The 18,069-nt window shown below is 57.8% G+C and carries 15 protein-coding genes; 8 read left to right on the top strand and 7 right to left on the bottom strand.

The genetic code is table 11. The features are described from left to right. Positions 1-8: 8 nt before the first annotated feature. Positions 9-1,190, bottom strand: coding sequence for an amino acid ABC transporter permease (locus tag KGD89_RS05100; RefSeq protein WP_025258733.1), 1,182 nt, complete (start codon positions 1,188-1,190; stop codon positions 9-11). 70 nt (positions 1,191-1,260) lie between these two features. Continuing rightward, positions 1,261-2,289 (bottom strand): amino acid ABC transporter substrate-binding protein, encoded by a 1,029-nt coding sequence (locus KGD89_RS05095; protein ID WP_025258732.1) that lies wholly within the window; start codon positions 2,287-2,289, stop codon positions 1,261-1,263. A gap of 480 nt (positions 2,290-2,769) precedes the next feature. Between KGD89_RS05095 and KGD89_RS05090 the strand changes: the two genes are divergently transcribed. Next, on the top strand, positions 2,770-3,429 hold the full coding sequence (locus tag KGD89_RS05090; RefSeq protein ID WP_025258731.1) for an alpha/beta hydrolase: 660 nt from the start codon (positions 2,770-2,772) through the stop codon (positions 3,427-3,429). 127 nt (positions 3,430-3,556) lie between these two features. Then, positions 3,557-5,011, top strand: coding sequence for an ATP-dependent RNA helicase RhlB (rhlB, locus tag KGD89_RS05085; protein WP_025258730.1), 1,455 nt, complete (start codon positions 3,557-3,559; stop codon positions 5,009-5,011). 55 nt (positions 5,012-5,066) lie between these two features. Here the strand turns inward: rhlB and moaE are convergent, their stop codons facing one another. The 5 genes from moaE to KGD89_RS05060 form a co-directional block, all read right to left on the bottom strand. After that, positions 5,067-5,516, bottom strand: coding sequence for a molybdopterin synthase catalytic subunit MoaE (gene moaE / locus KGD89_RS05080; RefSeq protein ID WP_025258729.1), 450 nt, complete (start codon positions 5,514-5,516; stop codon positions 5,067-5,069). A 2-nt stretch (positions 5,517-5,518) separates the two neighbouring features. Next, positions 5,519-5,764, bottom strand: coding sequence for a MoaD/ThiS family protein (locus tag KGD89_RS05075; RefSeq protein ID WP_025258728.1), 246 nt, complete (start codon positions 5,762-5,764; stop codon positions 5,519-5,521). Continuing rightward, complete coding sequence (gene moaC / locus KGD89_RS05070; protein ID WP_025258727.1) at positions 5,761-6,246, bottom strand: cyclic pyranopterin monophosphate synthase MoaC; 486 nt, start codon at positions 6,244-6,246, stop codon at positions 5,761-5,763. Before moaC ends, KGD89_RS05075 begins: the two co-directional genes overlap by 4 nt. A 163-nt stretch (positions 6,247-6,409) precedes the next feature. Further along, entirely contained in the window at positions 6,410-7,804 is a 1,395-nt protein-coding gene (locus KGD89_RS05065; RefSeq protein WP_025258726.1) for a PhoH family protein, read from the bottom strand. Positions 7,805-8,139: 335 nt separating this feature from the next. Then, complete coding sequence (locus tag KGD89_RS05060; protein ID WP_038400205.1) at positions 8,140-9,276, bottom strand: polysaccharide deacetylase family protein; 1,137 nt, start codon at positions 9,274-9,276, stop codon at positions 8,140-8,142. A 184-nt stretch (positions 9,277-9,460) separates the two neighbouring features. On the opposite strand from KGD89_RS05060, the gene yaaA reads away from it, so the two are divergent. The 6 genes from yaaA (at position 9,461) to KGD89_RS05030 (ending at position 18,063) form a co-directional block, all read left to right on the top strand. Next, complete coding sequence (gene yaaA, locus KGD89_RS05055; RefSeq protein ID WP_025258724.1) at positions 9,461-10,240, top strand: peroxide stress protein YaaA; 780 nt, start codon at positions 9,461-9,463, stop codon at positions 10,238-10,240. Positions 10,241-11,036: 796 nt separating this feature from the next. After that, positions 11,037-12,353 carry a nucleotide sugar dehydrogenase gene (locus KGD89_RS05050; RefSeq protein ID WP_025258723.1) on the top strand — a complete coding sequence of 439 codons (1,317 nt, stop codon included), beginning with the start codon at positions 11,037-11,039 and terminating at the stop codon, positions 12,351-12,353. 101 nt (positions 12,354-12,454) lie between these two features. Then, on the top strand, positions 12,455-13,936 hold the full coding sequence (gene alg8, locus KGD89_RS05045; RefSeq protein WP_025258722.1) for a mannuronan synthase: 1,482 nt from the start codon (positions 12,455-12,457) through the stop codon (positions 13,934-13,936). Between the two features lie 40 nt (positions 13,937-13,976). Next, entirely contained in the window at positions 13,977-15,146 is a 1,170-nt protein-coding gene (locus KGD89_RS05040; protein WP_025258721.1) for an alginate biosynthesis protein Alg44, read from the top strand. Between the two features lie 2 nt (positions 15,147-15,148). After that, positions 15,149-16,558, top strand: coding sequence for an alginate biosynthesis TPR repeat lipoprotein AlgK (gene algK / locus KGD89_RS05035; protein WP_025258720.1), 1,410 nt, complete (start codon positions 15,149-15,151; stop codon positions 16,556-16,558). After that, complete coding sequence (locus KGD89_RS05030; protein ID WP_025258719.1) at positions 16,555-18,063, top strand: alginate export family protein; 1,509 nt, start codon at positions 16,555-16,557, stop codon at positions 18,061-18,063. The genes algK and KGD89_RS05030 overlap by 4 nt, the downstream gene beginning before the upstream one ends. Positions 18,064-18,069: the final 6 nt, after the last annotated feature.

Genomic DNA, 18,069 nt, shown 5'->3' with positions numbered 1-18,069 from the left:
GCGTTTCCTCACCGCTCGATCAGCGCAATGCGCTTGTTGTACCAGTTCATCAGCATTGAAATGCTGATACTGATAGCCAGGTACACACTCATGGTGATGGCAATGACTTCAATGGCCTGACCGGTCTGGTTGAGTACCGTACCGGCGAACAGCGAAACCATTTCCGGATAACCAATGGCTGCAGCCAGCGAAGAGTTCTTCGCCAGGTTCAGGAACTGGCTGGTCAACGGCGGGATGATCACTCGCAGAGCCTGCGGAATGATGACCTTGCGCAGCGTTGGCCCGGGGCGCAGGCCCAGGGAACGAGCGGCTTCGGTCTGGCCGTGACTGACCGACTTGATACCCGAACGCACGATTTCGGCGATGAACGCCGCGGTGTAGATGGTCAACGCCAGGGTCAGGGAGATCAGTTCAGGGATCAGTACCCAGCCGCCGGTGAAGTTGAAGCCTTTGAGCTGAGGCAGTTCCCAGTGTACCGGGCTGCCGAAGATCAGCATGCTCAGGCCGGGAATGACCAGCAACAGGCCCAGGCCCGCCCAGAACTTGTGGAACGGCTCGCCGGTGGCTTCAAAACGCTTGTTGGCCCAACGCACCATCGCGACCACCGCCAGGATGGCAATGACGATGCTGATCAGGAACGCCCATGCACCTTCGGCAGGAATGGCCTTGGGCATGTTCAACCCACGGCTGCTGACAAAGAACATATCCAGGTAGCCGTGAGCCTGACGTGGTCCGGGCAGGGTCAGGAAGACGGCGGTGTACCAGAACAGGATCTGCAGCAACGGCGGAATGTTGCGGAAGACTTCGACATACACGGTCGCCAGCTTGTTGATCATCCAGTTCTGGGACAGACGAGCGACACCGATGATGAAGCCCAGGATGGTTGCCAGAAAGATACCGATGACCGATACCAACAAGGTGTTGAGCAAGCCGATGACGAAAACGCGGGCATAGCTGTCCGCTTCGGTGTAATCGATCAGATGCTGGGCAATACCGAAACCGGCACTGCGCTCAAGAAACGAGAAACCCGATGTGATACCACGATGCTGCAGGTTGGTCTGGGTGTTGTCGAACATGAACCAGCCCAACGAGACCACCGCCACTACGGTGATGATCTGAAATAACCACGCGCGCACTTTTGGGTCGCTCAAAGAGAGCTTTTGCTTTGGTGCGACGATTTGCTTTTCCATGAAATGCCCCAGGAAAAATCGAACAGAACAACGCCCGACAGGCTTGAAAGCCTGTCGGGCGCCGGGTCAATCAGCGAATTGGTGGAGCGTACTGAATGCCACCTTTGTTCCACAGAGCATTCTGGCCACGCTTGATTTTCAGCGGGGTCGCTTCGCCCAGGTTGCGCTCGAACATCTCGCCGTAGTTACCTACTTGCTTGACGATCTGAACAACCCAGTCCTTGCGCAGCTTCAGGTCTTTACCGTACTCACCATCAGCGCCGAGCATACGGGCAACGTCAGGGTTCTTGGTGGCCTTGGCTTCAGCTTCGACGTTCTTGGAAGTGATGCCTGCTTCTTCAGCGTTCAACTGAGCGAACAGGGTCCAGCGAACGATGGAGAACCACTCTTCGTCGCCTTTACGCACGACCGGGCCCAGAGGCTCCTTGGAGATGACTTCTGGCAGAACGACGTAGTCGTCAGGCTTGGCCAGCTTGCTGCGCTGTGCGTAGAGCTGCGACTGGTCGGAGGTCAGCACGTCGCAACGGCCGCCTTCCAGCGACTTGGCGCTTTCGTCGGAGGTGTCGAAAGTGATCGGGGTGTATTTCAGGCCGTTGGAGCGGAAGTAGTCGGAGACGTTCAGCTCAGTGGTAGTACCAGCCTGGATACAAACGGTTGCACCGTCCAGTTCCTTGGCGCTCTTGACGCCCAGCTTGTTGTTTACCAGGAAGCCGATACCGTCGTAGTAAGTCACGCCGGCGAATACCAGGCCCATGCCCGAATCACGGGAGCTGGTCCAGGTGGTGTTACGCGACAGAATGTCGATTTCGCCCGATTGCAGCGCGGTGAAACGCTCTTTGGCGTTCAACTGGCTGAATTTTACCTTGGTCGCATCACCGAAAACGGCAGCAGCTACGGCACGGCACACGTCTGCGTCGATACCGGTAATCTTGCCTGTAGCATCTGGAACGGAGAACCCTGGCAGGCCATCGCTGACACCGCACTGAACAAAACCTTTCTTCTGGACAGCGTCAAGTGTGGCACCGGCGTTAGCTGCACCGGTCACGCCGAGTGCTGCTACAGCTGTCACGACCGCCAGTGTGGATTTCAACATCTTCATTCAAACCTCCAGTGTGCTCTTTATTGTGTGGGTCTTCAGTCACGCCGCACCCTTGTGAGGCATTAATGACCCGTGCTGGCTTTTTTTTGGGTCATGCGACGCTGGGCGTTAAACATGAATCGAGTATGAGAACCTCTCATCACTCACATTCACCCTTCATTTATAGCCCTTCTACCAAAGCCCCGTATTTTCCCCGGACCAGAGCGGTACAGGATCAATCATGGCAAGAGTCCTGACGCATGGACTCCCGTGCTGCCTTCGATCGTCACAAGTAGTAGCCTAATAGTGTTACCGATCGATGTGAGCGCTTTGACTCCACACGTTTCATAGCAAAGGCCGTACCATCATGCTGGCGATGTCGAATTAGCGACAGGTCAAGTCGAAAACTTGTAACCTTGCGACATCTTCTTTCACTTTTAAACTGCGCACGCACCTAATTAATGCGCAGAAAAACAACCAACGCACACTATTGGAGCACTCATGAGCGAGTCCTTGATCCTGCAACCCACCGCCGAACCCGATGCCTGCGTCATCTGGCTGCACGGCCTTGGAGCCGACCGCTATGACTTCCTGCCCGTCGCCGAGGCCCTGCAGGAAACACTGAGCACTACGCGCTTCATCCTGCCCCAGGCCCCGAAACGCGCTGTCACCGTCAACGGTGGCTATGAAATGCCGAGCTGGTATGACATCAAGAGCATGACCTCCGAAGCCCGCTCCATCGATCACGATGAGATGGAAGCCTCGGCCCAACAGGTTCTGAGCCTGATCGAACAACAACGCGACAGCGGCATCGACCCTGCAAGAATCTTCCTGGCCGGTTTCTCCCAGGGCGGCGCCGTGGTGCTGCACACGGCCTACAAACGCTGGCAGGGTCCGCTGGGCGGCGTGCTGGCGCTCTCCACTTACGCGCCGACCTTCAATGACCAGATGACGCTGTCAGCCAGTCAGCAACGCATCCCGGCCTTGTGCCTGCATGGTTTTCACGATGAAGTGGTCCACAACGCCATGGGTCGAACCGCTTACGAGTACCTGAAGACTCTGGGTGTAACCGCACAATGGAAAGAGTACCCAATGGGTCATCAAGTGTTACCCCAGGAAATTTCCGACATCCAGATCTGGCTGGCCGAGAAACTTCGGTAACGTCTTCTTTAATAGAGCTTTGAACCGCCCTGATCGGACACCTTTGTAGCGAACCAAGGATGACACTACGCCGCGCCCGATTCTTGCATTACACTGCTCGGCGTACATTCCTTAATCAATTGACGAGATGACCGTGCTCAAAGCACTTAAAAAGATGTTCGGTAAAAGCGAGGCTGAGCAGCTCGCGCCCAACCACGCAGCATCCAGCCCCGTATCCCCGACTCGCCCTGAAGGCGAATCACAGAATCGTGCAGCCCAGTCTCCAGCTCTGGCAAAGGAGCCCGCTGCTCCCGCGCAGGCCCGAAGCGACAAGCCCAAGGCAGAACGTCCACGTCGAGAGCGCGCGCCCAAGCCGCCGGTCGTCGCCTGGAAGCTCGAAGATTTCGCCGTCGAACCCCAGGAAGGCAAAAGCCGCTTCCATGACTTCGACCTGGCCCCCGAACTGATGCACGCGATCCATGACCTGGGCTTTCCGTACTGCACGCCGATCCAGGCGGGCGTATTGGGTTACACCCTCAAGGGCAAGGACGCTATCGGTCGCGCCCAGACCGGTACGGGCAAGACCGCCGCGTTCCTGATCTCGATCATCACCCAGTTGACCCAGACGCCGCCGCCCAAAGAGCGTTACATGGGCGAACCCCGCGCCCTGATCATCGCCCCGACCCGCGAACTGGTGGTGCAGATCGCCAAGGACGCCGCGGCGCTGACCAAGTACACCAACCTCAACGTCATGACGTTCGTGGGCGGCATGGAGTTCGACAAGCAGCTCAAGCAACTCGAAGCACGCCATTGCGACATCCTGGTTGCGACACCGGGACGCCTGCTGGACTTCAACCAGCGCGGTGAAGTGCATCTGGACATGGTCGAAGTGATGGTCCTCGACGAAGCCGACCGCATGCTGGACATGGGCTTCATCCCGCAGGTCCGCCAGATCATTCGCCAGACCCCGCACAAGGGCGAGCGCCAGACCCTGCTGTTCTCCGCGACCTTCACCGATGACGTGATGAACCTCGCCAAGCAATGGACGACCGACCCGGCCATCGTCGAAATCGAAGCCGAGAACGTCGCCAACAGCAACGTCGAACAGCATATCTACGCGGTGGCTGCAGCCGACAAGTACAAGCTGCTGTACAACCTGGTCACCGACAACGGCTGGGAACGGGTGATGGTCTTTGCCAACCGCAAGGACGAAGTGCGCCGCATCGAGGAGCGTCTGGTACGTGACGGCGTAAACGCCGCGCAACTGTCAGGCGATGTTCCTCAGCACAAACGGATCAAGACCCTGGAAGGTTTCCGCGAAGGCAAGATCCGGGTTCTGGTGGCGACAGACGTCGCAGGCCGCGGTATTCACATCGATGGCATCAGCCACGTGATCAACTTCACCCTGCCGGAAGTGCCGGACGATTACGTACACCGGATCGGTCGTACAGGCCGTGCGGGCGCCGATGGCGTTTCGATCAGCTTTGCCGGGGAAGACGATTCCTATCAGCTCCCGGCCATCGAAGAGAAGCTGGGTCACAAGATCAGCTGCGAAATGCCACCGACCGAGTTGTTGCGGGCTGTGGTGCGCAACAAGGCCTGACCTTCTTCGCTCCTACGCACCTCGTAGGAGCGAATTCATTCGCGAACACCCCCACTCATTTCCAGCGATCCGCCGCTGCCTGATCGCTATGCCGCCCTTCGACCCAGCGCGGGCCTTCGGCGGTGTTTTCACGCTTCCAGAACGGTGCGCGAGTCTTGAGGTAGTCCATGACGAAATCGCAGGCCTCGAACGCGGCCTGACGATGGGCACTGGCAACGCCAACAAACACGATAGGCTCGCCGGGTTCCAGGGCGCCGACCCGATGCAGCACTTCCAGCCTGAGCAATGGCCAGCGCTGCTCGGCTTCTGCAACGATTTTTGCCAAGGCCTTTTCGGTCATGCCTGGGTAGTGCTCCAGAAACATGCCCGAGACTTCACGCCCTTCGTTGAAATCCCGCACGTAACCGACAAAACTCACCACCGCACCGATACCGACATTGGCCGCATGCAGCGCATTGACTTCAGCACCAGGGTCGAACGCCTCCGCTTGCACGCGAATCACCATGCTCAGCCTCCGGTCACCGTAGGGAAGAAGGCTACTTCGTCGCCATCCACCAGCGGCTCATCCAGTTGGCACAGCTCCTGATTGCGGGCGCACATCAGGTTCTGCTCGGCCAGCACTTGCCAGGCCTCACCACGAAGCAGCAGGTGCTGGCGCAGTTCGTCCAGGGTGGAGAAAGTGCCCTCGACACGCTCACCGTCCAGCCCCAGCGCTTCACGGTAACGGGCGAAATACTGAACCTGCACACTCATTGCGCAGCTCCCGGCTCTTCGGCGATGAAGTGACCACTCTTGCCGCCGAGTTTTTCCAGCAGCCGCACCGACTCGATGACCATGCCGCGATCAACCGCCTTGCACATGTCATAGATAGTCAACGCAGCCACACTGGCAGCGGTCAGGGCCTCCATTTCCACACCCGTCTGCCCGGCCAGCTTGCAGCGCGCAACGATCAGCACCGCATCGTCGCCCTGGGCACTGAGCTCGACCTTGACGCTGGTGAGCATCAGCGGATGGCAGAGCGGGATCAGATCACTGGTTTTCTTCGCTGCCTGAATACCGGCAATACGTGCAACGGCAAACACATCCCCTTTGGGATGACCACCGCTGACAATCATTTTCAGGGTTTCAGGCAACATGCGCACAAGCGCTTGAGCCACAGCCTCACGGGACGTCACGGCTTTGTCAGTGACGTCGACCATATTGGCGCGACCTTGGGAATCGAGATGAGTCAGCACAACCTTACTCCTGAACAGGAGAGGCGATTGTAGTTAGCCAAGGGCACAAGCTACAAGCGGCAAGAACTGCAAGCTACAAGCGAACCACGTTCTGGCTTCTCGCTTGCAGCTTGCAGCTTGCAGCTTGCAGCTTGCAACTTACCGCTTACCGCTTACCGCTGCTTTACAGATGACTCTCGGCATATTCAGCCAGTACCGAGCGTGGAACCCCTTGCAGGGTGATGTGCACGCCGTTCGGGAAATCCTTGAAGCGCTCCGTCAGGTAGGTCAGCCCCGAGCTGGTGGCCGACAGGTAAGGGGTGTCGATCTGCGCCAGGTTACCCAGGCAGACCACTTTGGAACCGGCACCGGCACGGGTGATGATGGTTTTCATCTGGTGTGGTGTCAGGTTCTGGCACTCGTCGATCAGGATCAGGCTTTGCTGGAAGCTGCGGCCCCGGATGTAGTTCAGGGATTTGAACTGCAACGGCACTTTGCTGAGGATGTAATCCACGCTGCCATGGGTGTTTTCGTCATCCATGTGCAAGGCTTCGAGGTTGTCGGTGATCGCCCCCAACCATGGCTCCATTTTTTCCGCTTCGGTGCCGGGCAGGAAGCCTATTTCCTGATCCAGGCCTTGCACGCTGCGGGTTGCGATGATGCGGCGATAGCGTTTGCTGACCATGGTCTGCTCGATGGCAGCGGCCAGCGCCAGGATGGTCTTGCCCGAACCTGCCGCGCCGGACAGGTTGACCAGATGGATATCCGGATCGAGCAACGCGAACAGCGCCAACCCCTGGTAGATATCACGAGGTTTCAGGCCCCAGGCTTCCTGATGCAGCAAGGGTTCCTGATGCATGTCGAGAATCAGCAGCTCGTCGCTGCGCACGCCCTTGATCCAGCCGACGAAGCCTTGCTCGTCGATGATGAACTCGTTCATGTGAACCGCGGGCAGGCTTTCGCTCAACTGCACGCGATGCCAGGTGCGGCCATGATCCTGACGGGTTTCGACCTTGCTGACCCGGTCCCAGAACGAGCCCGGAATATCGTGGTAGCCACGCGACAGCAGCGAGACGTCATCCACCAACTGGTCAGTGCTGTAATCCTCGGCGGCAATGCCACAGGCTCGCGCCTTGAGGCGCATGTTGATGTCCTTGGTCACCAGCACCAGACGCAAGTCCTTGTCGCGGGCGTGCAGGTCGACCAATTGGTTGATGATGATGTTGTCGTTCAAATGCTCGGGAAGAAGGCTGTTGGGTTCCTCGCGTCGGCTCATCAGAATCGACAGGAAGCCTTTGAATACGCCCGTGCCACGGTCGATAGGCACACCTTTTTCGACTTCTTCCGGTGAGGCTTCCCCCAGAGTCTTGTCGATCAGGCGGATCGCCTGCCGGCACTCCGCAGCGACTGAATGCTTGCCGTCCTTGAGCTTGTCCAGTTCCTCCAGAACCGTCATCGGAATGGCTACGCGGTGTTCTTCGAAATTCAGCAGTGCGTTTGGATCATGGATCAATACGTTGGTATCGAGCACGTAAAGGATAGGCTGGTTAGTGGAAGGGTTGCGTCCGTGATCATCCATACTCGCTCACCTTTATAGAAGCCAGGTGGCGCAGAACCACTACAAAGCTGCGCCACGAAAAGGCCGCCGGTTCCTTCCCTTGAGGCAGGGAAGAATGTTGCTCAAGATGGGTCGTTGAGGACGCCACCTGTGTTGCAGGTTTCGGCGGTCTGTTCTCGTAATACAGCAAAACCGATGACAGAAAAAAGCTCTTTGACAGTTTTTTGAAGTTTATTTCACAGTATGACGAATAGCGCTTGGCGAGTGCCGTCGGCACGTTTACAGTCGGAAGTCACCTCAGGCCGGATTGGCCGAAAAAACCTGCCCCACCCTCTCCGCTTTATACCCTCAACCCCTTATTCCTCCTGGGTTTCAGAGAAATTCCGGCAGTCATCCCAGATCAGTTCGCTTTGTGCGGTATTGGCCAGCAGCAACGGCAACGCCGACTGCGCCTTGTTGCCCATGTCATGGAACACCACTGTGCCCTTGCGCCAGAGCAGCATGAGGGTCAGCACCCGGTCACCCACCTGCTGGGCCGAGAGACGCCCCATGGCGTCCTGGGAGTCGATATTCCACAGCGACACTCGCAAATGCTGCGAACGGAAGTATTCGCCGCTGTCAGCACGACGATGGCCATAAGGCGGTCGGAACAGCGGTACGAAGTTGTCCGGAAGAACCTGTTGGACCAGGGCGGCACTGCGCTGCACGGAATCCTGCCAGTCGACCCAGTTACTGTGGGAGCGATACTCCCAGCCTTGAATCCCCACGCACTGCTGCCGGTAGAGCGCCTGCAGACTGGCGGCCGAGCTGCTTTCCAGGCGCGCCTGCAGGCTTTTACCCAGCACGAAGAAGGTCGCCGTCATTTTTTGCTGACGCATGAAGTCGGCCAGCCAGTCCGTATTGCCATCTGCCGGGCTCGGTCCACTGTCGAAATTGAGCACAAAGGTGCGATCCGGCATTTCATCGCCGCTCATTTCATCGGAGTTGTAGCGCTCGATTTCACTACTGGTCTGCGGAAACAGGGCGGCCATGTACAACAATTCGTTCAGGTACCGCTCGTGGAAGACCGCACTGGGTCTGGCCCAGGCGGTATAGAAGGAATCGGGTGAAACCTGATATTCCTCGGCGCGCTGGCGCAGTTGCTCCATGTCCTCGACCAGCACGCAGAAGTTCGCATCTTCCTCACAGCTCTTCTGGGCCGCCTGATAGTTCTCCAGCAGGCGCAGCCACAGGCGGTGGCGAACCACGTTCAACGACGGCACGTTGATATAACGAAGGCCAAGGCGTTGCTTGAGCCCTTCTTCGCCCAGGTTTTCACTGACGGACAAGGCATGGGCGAAAGCCAGGATCTCGGCACGGGAGGCAACATCGAACAAGGCCGGCGTCTCCAGACGCTCGGGCCATACGCTGCGATCAATGGTGGCAACTTCAGGCACCGCCGCCTGAGCTTCAAACCAGAACAGACACGCGCAAACTGCTAAAACGATACGCAAAACCAATGCCCTCTCGATCCAATATCAATGCCATCACCCGCGCGGCACTATAGCTGATCCGGGGCAGTGTCTTATGTCCTGCGCGTTACAAAGCCACGGCCCATGAACACATCTATCGCCACCATAGCTGGAGTCATCCGCCATCACCCCATAGAATCGGCCGACGATTAAAGGAGACGACTTCATGCTGATGGTGATTTCCCCAGCGAAAACCCTCGACTACGAGACCCCGCCGACCACCGCACGCTACACCCAGCCGCAATATCTGGATCACTCCCAGGCATTGATCACTCAGCTTCGCGAGCTGACACCCGCACAGATCGGCGAGCTGATGCACCTGTCCGACAAACTCTCGGGCTTGAACGCGGCACGCTTCGGCAGCTGGACGCCGGCCTTCACGCCCGACAACGCCAAACAGGCGATACTGGCATTCAAGGGCGATGTGTATACCGGGCTGCAGGCCGAAACACTGAGTGATGCCCAGCTTTCCTACGCCCAGGATCACCTGCGCATGTTGTCCGGCCTTTATGGACTGCTGCGCCCTCTGGACCTGATGCAACCCTATCGCCTGGAAATGGGGACGAAGCTGGCCAATGCCCGTGGCAAGGATCTTTATGCCTTCTGGGGCACGCGCATCAGCGAATGGCTGAACCAGGCCCTGGCCGGTCAGGGCGATGACCTGCTGCTGAACCTGGCATCCAACGAATATTTTTCCGCAGTCAAACGCTCGTCATTAAAAGCCCGCATCATCGATACCGAATTCAAGGATCTGAAAAACGGCCAGTACAAGATCATCAGTTTCTACGCCAAGAAAGCCCGCGGCATGATGAGCCGTTTTGTGATCACCGAGCAGATCAACACACCCGAAGCACTGAAGGAATTCGATGTGCAGGGTTACCGCTACAGCTCCGAACAATCGACCACGGACAAACTGGTCTTCCTGCGCGACACTCCAGAGCAGTGATGGCGTCAATGTTGCGTAGTGCCAGGGGCGCTACGCAAGCCAGCCGCTCTATTTCAAACCTTTTACGCCATTTTTATGACGCCGGATAAACATCACTCCACGCGGCGTTCATTTTCAAAACGAACTTTCTCGAAAAAAAGACAACTTTTTTGAGCAGTGGCACTGCGCCTCTTCCCTGTAATGGCAAAAAAATATTGCCGCTCGGGAACCCCTTTATTGATAAGGCCTCCAACAAGAGTGCCATCATTTTGAAAGTATGAACTACCAAAAGCAGATCGGAAAAATTCTCAAAAACAGGACGAGCGGCCCGGAACTAATCCCGAATCCATAGGCTCCTACATCCCGTAACAATTCTCGACAACCCTGTAAGAGATCACTTACAGCGCAGCGAGAGCAAAAGGAAGTTGCCAGAGATCCAGTGTAATTCTGCGGAATCACTACTTAAGACTCTGAACTTAAACTCACATCACTAATTGAGTCAGGTAGACAAGCGAACACCGTGAACGGTGTATAGAGCAGGGCTCCAGATCGTCAAAGCCAAGGCTTGCAGATCGACCTGCCGAGGATCGCTATACAAGGAGTAGTTTGCCACACACAAGAGAGCACGGCCCGATCAGGGGACCTGCCACTTGCACTTAGTGCCATTGAGTTTGCCACCTTTGTTTGGCACTCATTAATTAAATATGCCTGCGTTAGTTCAGTGGCTTTTAGAAGCCCTACTGACTCGCGTGTGACATCTGCTGGCCAAAATTAATATCCAGCCAACTTTATGGCGTGAAAAATCGAGGAGAGTACGATGCGTATCAGCATCTTTGGTTTGGGTTATGTCGGTGCAGTCTGTGCCGGTTGCCTTTCTGCACGTGGTCATGATGTTGTTGGTGTGGATATCTCCAACACCAAGATCGACCTTATCAACAGCGGCAAATCGCCTATCGTCGAACCAGGCCTGGAAGACCTCCTGGCGCAGGGCATTCGCAACGGCAAACTGCGCGGCACCACGGACTTCTCCGAAGCCATCCGCGCCACCGACCTGTCGATGATCTGTGTAGGCACGCCAAGCAAGAAGAACGGCGACCTGGAACTCGACTACATCGAGTCGGTATGCCGTGAAATCGGTTATGTCCTGCGTGACAAGACCTCCCGTCACACCATCGTGGTCCGCAGCACCGTACTGCCGGGCACCGTCGCCAACGTTGTGATCCCGATCCTGGAAGACTGCTCCGGCAAGAAAGCCGGCGTCGACTTCGGCGTTGCAGTGAACCCTGAGTTCCTGCGCGAAAGCACCGCGATCAAAGACTACGATCACCCACCAATGACCGTTATCGGCGAGTTCGACAAGGCTTCCGGTGACGTTCTGCAATCGCTGTACGAAGAACTCGACGCACCGATCATCCGCAAGGACATCGCCGTTGCCGAAATGATCAAGTACACCTGCAACGTGTGGCACGCCACCAAGGTCACTTTCGCAAACGAAATCGGCAACATCGCCAAGGCAGTCGGCGTCGACGGTCGTGAAGTGATGGAAGTGGTCTGCCAGGACAAGCAACTGAACCTCTCCCAGTACTACATGCGCCCAGGCTTCGCCTTCGGCGGTTCCTGCCTGCCGAAAGACGTTCGCGCCCTGACCTACCGTGCAGGCAGCCTGGACGTGGAAGCACCGCTGCTCAACTCCCTGATGCGCAGCAACGTCTCCCAGGTACAGAACGCTTTCGACATCGTGGCCAGCCACGACACCCGCAAAGTCGCCCTGCTGGGTCTGAGCTTCAAGGCCGGCACCGACGACCTGCGCGAAAGCCCGCTGGTCGAACTGGCCGAAATGCTGATCGGTAAAGGTTTCGACCTGAGCATCTTCGACAGCAACGTCGAATACGCTCGCGTACACGGCGCCAACAAAGACTACATCGAGTCGAAGATCCCTCACGTGTCGTCCCTGCTGAACTCGGACTTCGATGAGGTCATCAACAACTCCGACGTGATCATCCTGGGTAACGGTGACGAGCGCTTCCGCGCCCTGGCCGACCAGACTCCACACGGCAAGCACGTTGTAGACCTGGTGGGCTTCATGTCCAAGCCGACCAGCGAAGACGGTCGCGCTGAAGGTATCTGCTGGTAAATCAGCCGCAAGCGCCAGGCACCAAGCCACAAGCTCAAGCGTTACCGCTTGCAGCCTGGGGCTTGGTGCTTGCAACTGACTTTGGGATACAGATCATGGATATGGACAGGCTAAAGCACGGCCTACTAGAGGCCGCAGGCTGGCTGTTTTACCTAAGTTTATTAATGGGCATCGCAACTGCATTGCCCACAAGTATCTTCGACTCACAGTCGAGGAACTTTATTTTCCTGATTGGTGCTGTCGGCATCTGGCGCTACTCCATGGGCATCACGCACTTTGTGCGGGGGATGCTGTTTCTGTATGTGGTCTATCCACACTTGCGCCGCAAGCTGAAAAAAATGGGCAAGGCTGCAGATCCATCCCATGTGTTTCTGATGGTCACCAGCTTCCGTATCGAAGCCCTGACCACCGCCCAGGTGTACAGCTCGGTCATTCGTGAAGCCATCAACTGCGGTCTGCCAACCACCATCGTTTGCTCGCTGGTGGAAATGTCGGATGAGCTGCTGGTCAAGAGTCTCTGGACCAAGATGAACCCGCCTGAGCGTGTGAAGCTGGACTTCGTGCGTATCCCTGGCACCGGCAAGCGCGACGGCCTGGCTTATGGCTTCCGCGCTATCTCGCGCCACCTGCCCGATGACCGTGCAGTGGTCGCAGTGATCGACGGCGACACCGTGCTCAATGAAGGCGTCGTCAGCAAGACCGTTCCGTGGTTCCACCTGTTCGATAACGTCGGCGGCCTGACCACCAACGAGTTCTGTGAAGTTCGTGGCGGTTACATCATGAGCGAATGGCACAAGCTGCGTTTCGCCCAGCGTCACATCAACATGTGCTCCATGGCTCTGTCCAAGCGCGTCCTGACCATGACCGGTCGCATGTCGGTATTCCGCGCCACCGTGGTAACCGATCCGGAGTTCATTGCCGACGTGGAGAGCGACTCGCTCAATCACTGGCGTCTGGGGACCTTCAAGTTCCTGACCGGTGACGACAAGTCGAGCTGGTTCAGCCTGATGCGTCTGGGCTACGACACGTTCTACGTACCCGATGCCGCCATCAACACCGTTGAACACCCGCCAGAAAAAAGCTTCCTCAAGGCCAGTCGCAAGTTGATGTACCGCTGGTACGGCAACAACCTGCGTCAGAACTCCCGCGCACTGGGTCTGGGCATTCGTCGCCTGGGTCTGTTCACAAGCGTTGTGCTGTTCGACCAGCGTGTGTCGATGTGGACATCCATCCTGGGCCTGACCGTCGCCATCATCGCCAGCTTCAAGTATGGCGGCGCATTCATCCTGATGTACCTGCTGTGGATCGGCATGACCCGCCTGATCCTGACACTGCTGCTGTCCTGCTCGGGACACAGGATAGGGCCTGCCTACCCCATCATTCTCTATTACAACCAGATCGTCGGCGCCCTGATGAAAATCTACGTTTTCTTCCGCCTGGATCGACAGTCCTGGACGCGTCAGGACACGAAACTAAGCCGCGACATGGCCAGCTTTCAGGGCTGGTTCAACACCTGGTCGTCCCGAACCATGACTTTTTCAGCTGGCACCATCTTCGTCGCAGTACTGCTGACGATGGTGTGACCGGGCCAATGAATCAATTGCTCAAGTAGGAAAATTAGCCATGAATACAGCCGTGAATGCGAACGTCGTACATGAATCCGAAGCCCAGCGCCAACACGCACGGGTCAAGGTTCCAGCCAAGCTGCGCCTGCTCAACGGTGAGCAGAATGCTCCTCTGGTCCGGGTCGAAGACCTGTCGGCCGGTGGTCTCAGCTTCGTTGCCCCAAGCAACGTCAAAATGACCGAAGGCGAAGTTATCAAGGGTCGCCTGCAGTTCCTCATCGACAACCTCGGCCTGGCCATGGACGTCGAAATGCAAGTGCGCTCCATCAGCTCCAGCGGGCGTATCGGCTGCCAGTTCCAGAACCTTGAAGCACAAGACATCGCCACCCTGCGCCACATCATCACTTCCCACCTGAGCGGCGACATCGTCAGCATGGGTGAAGTACTGGCTACCCTGCAGCGTGACAACTTCACCAAGGCTCGCAAGAACAAGAAAGAAACCACAGGCATGAGCGCCCTGGGTCGTCTGCGTGCAGTGACCTTCAGCCTGGGTATTTTCATCGTCGGTCTGGCGGCCTTCGGCTTCATTTTCAAGACCGTCTACGGCCTGTACTTCGTCAGCCACGCTTCGGCCGGTCTGGTATCGGTGCCGAGCATGGATGTGACCATGCCTCGTGAAGGTACTGTGCAAAGCCTGGTTCAGGTCAATGGCGATGCCGCCAAAGGCGCGCCGCTGGCAACCTTCAACACCAGCATGCTGGAAATGCTCAAGGGCAGCCTGACCGGTGAAGACCTGCAACCGGCCAAGATCGAAGAGCTGTATGGCAAGCAAATGAGCGGCACCATGACCAGCCCTTGCGATTGCGTTGTGGTTCGTCAACTGGTTGCCGATGGCCAGTTCGCCTCCAAAGGCCAGGTGATCTTCCAGTTGGTGCCACGTAACGCACCTGCCACTGTCGAAGCACGCTTCACCTATCGCCAGTTCAACGACGTCAAGCCTGGTACTCCTGTGAGCTTCCAGATCGCTGGCGAAGATCAACTGCGTACCGGCAAGATCATCAGCAGCAGCAACCTGAGCAACACCGACCTGTCTACCGACATCCGTGTACAGATCCAGCCTGACGAAAGCCTGAGCAGCAGCCTGGCCGGCCGTCCTGTCGAAGTCGTCAGCGACCGTGGCCCGTCCGTTAACTGGCTGATCGATAAAGCCATGGCTGCGGGTCTGTAATCATGAACAGCCCACTACGACGCCTGTCGACCCCCACGCTATTGAGCCTCGCCGTCGCGATCGGCCTGAGCGGCTGCGCCGGCCTGCCCGATCAACGCCTCGCCAATGAAGCCCTTAAAAACGGCGACACCGCACTGGCGCAGCAGAACTATCGGCAATTGGCGGACCTGGGCTACAGCGATGCACAAGTCGGCCTGGCCGACATCCAGGTCAGCACCGGAGATCCGGCTCAGCTCAAAGAGGCAGAGGCCACCTATCGTGCCGCTGCCGAAACGTCTCCTCGGGCGCAATCGCGTCTGGGGCGTCTGCTGGCCGTGAAGCCCGATGCCACAGTGGCCGAGCACCACGAAGCAGAAGCGCTGCTCACCAAGGCATTTGCCAATGGTGAGTCGGGCACCCTGCTGCCGCTGGCCATGCTTTACCTGCAATACCCGCAAAGCTTCCCGAACGTGAATGCCCAGCAGAAGATCAACCAGTGGCGCGCCACGGGTTATCCGGAAGCCGGTCTGGCCCAGGTGCTGCTGTATCGCACCCAGGGCACTTATGACCAGCACCTGGATGAAGTCGAAAGCATCTGCAAGCAGGCACTCAACAGCACCGATATCTGCTACGTCGAACTGGCCACCGTTTACCAGAAACGCGGCCAGACCGAGCAGCAGGCAGCACTGATCGAGCAACTCAAGAGCGCACATGCCTCGGGTCGCGTCGGTGCTCAGCGAGTGGACGGCGTAGCCCGTGTGCTGGGTGACAGCCAGATCGGTACTCCGGACGAGAAGACTGCCCAGCAACTGCTGGAAGATATCGCACCCGGCTACCCGATTTCGTGGGTCACCCTGGCCAAACTGCTTTACGACTTCCCTGAACTGGGTGACGTGAACAAGATGATGGAATACCTGGACAACGGTCGTGCTGCGGACCAACCCCGCGCCGAACTGCTGCTGGGCCGTCTCTACTACGAAGGCAAGTGGGTTCCGGCCGACGCCAAGAAAGCCGAAGAGCACCTGCAGAAAGCCGCAGCGACCGAACTCTCCGCCCACTACTACCTGGGTCAGATCTACCGTCGCGGCTATCTGGGTGAAGTCTACCCACAGAAGGCTCTGGATGAATTGTTGACCGCCGCCCGTGGCGGCCAGAACAGCGCCGATTTCGCCATCGCGCAACTGTTCTCACAAGGCAAGGGCACCAAGCCCGACCCGGTCAACGCCTGGGTCTTCGGCCAGCTGGCACTGGCTCAAGGCACACCGCAAGCCACCGAGCTTGCCCAGGTACTGGATGCTCAACTACCGCCTGAAAAACGCGCCGCCGCCCAAGGGTTGCTGCAACGCGAACAAAAGGTTCGGGGCGTAACAGCCAGACAGAACGTACTGGTTCAGACCCTGACAGAAGAAAAAGACGGTGAGGAAGCGCTATGAAGTTGAATCCCCTGATGGCCGCCGGCATGGGCCTAGGTTTTACTCTGCTGTGGGCCTGCCCGACACTGGCTGCGCTGACTGAAGAACAGAATTTCGGTATCGAAGTAAAGGTCAGCGCTCAGTCCGAAGACGACCGCGACCTGGGCACCCGCTCCGGCGGTGACGTACAGGGCCTGGGCCTGGACCTGCGTCCATGGGTCTACGGCCAGAGCGGCAACTGGAGCGCTTACGCCATGGGCCAGGTGGTGACCGCCACCGACACCATCCAGACTGACCCGCTGGAACAGACCACCACTTCCAACAATGGCGAAACCGGCACCCAGCGCTCCCGTGGCAACTCCAGCGAGCGCGAAGTCGAAAAGAGCTACGCGGCACTGCGTGAATTCTGGATCGGCTACAGCGGCTTCACGCCCTACCCTGGCGAAATCCTCAAGGTAGGTCGCCAGCGTCTGCGCAACGATGACGGTCAGTGGCACGACACCAACATCGAAGCCATCAACTGGACCTTCGACACCACCTTGCTGCGTGCCGAACTGGGCGCTGCACAACGCTTCAGCGAATACCGCACCGACCTGACCGAACTGGCTCCGGACGATGAAGACCGCCTGCACCTGTTCGGCTCGGCCAGCTACCAGTGGACACCTGGCCAATGGGTGGGTATCCGTGCCCACCACAGCCAGGACGACGGCAAGCTCAAGAACCAGAACGAAGTCCTGGACGATCTGGACAAGACGTCCAATGGCGACCTGACCTGGCTGGGTCTGACGGCTGACAGCGATGCCTACAACCATCGCAATACCAACACCGTCAACTACTGGGGCAGCCTGACCGCGATGACCGGTAATCGCGACGAAATCGGTGCCATCTACAACCCGGCCACCGACCAGTACCTGGCCGGCCAGAAAACCAGCAATGACCTCAATGGCTGGGCCACGGACCTGGGCATTCGTTTGCGTCTCGATCCGCAATGGCAAGTCGGTGCCGCCTACTCGCGCGCCAGCAAGGACTACGTCCAGAACGGTCTGGAAAGTAACCGCTCCAACTGGACAGGCACCCGCTCGCGGATTCACCGCTTCGGTGAAGCCTTCCAGGGCGAAATGGCCAACGTGGAAACCGGCTCGCTGTTCGCTTCGTGGCGCATGAACGACGAATACGACGCTTCCCTGATCTACCACAAGTTCCGTCGCGTGGACGGCAACTCGGGTATCGGCGGCGCAGGCATCAACCCGAATCGCGAAATCGTCGATGCCAACGGCATACCGACCAACACCTTCAGTTCCCTGCCGCTGGAAGACGGCCGCAAGGATCTGGGTCAGGAAATGGATTTGGTCGTCACCAAGTATTTCAAACAGGGCCTGCTGCCTGCGTCGGTAAGCCAGTCGATCGACGAACCTTCGGCACTGGTGCGCTTGCGTGCAGGTGTCTTCAAGCCCGGCGACGCTTACCACAACGGCGTGGATGAATACATGCACCGCGCCATTGTCGACGTCATCTGGCGCTTCTGATGCGAA

It is taken from the genome of Pseudomonas cichorii (assembly GCF_018343775.1).
Lineage (GTDB): Bacteria > Pseudomonadota > Gammaproteobacteria > Pseudomonadales > Pseudomonadaceae > Aquipseudomonas > Aquipseudomonas cichorii.
This window is presented reverse-complemented; position numbering and strand designations above follow the sequence as displayed.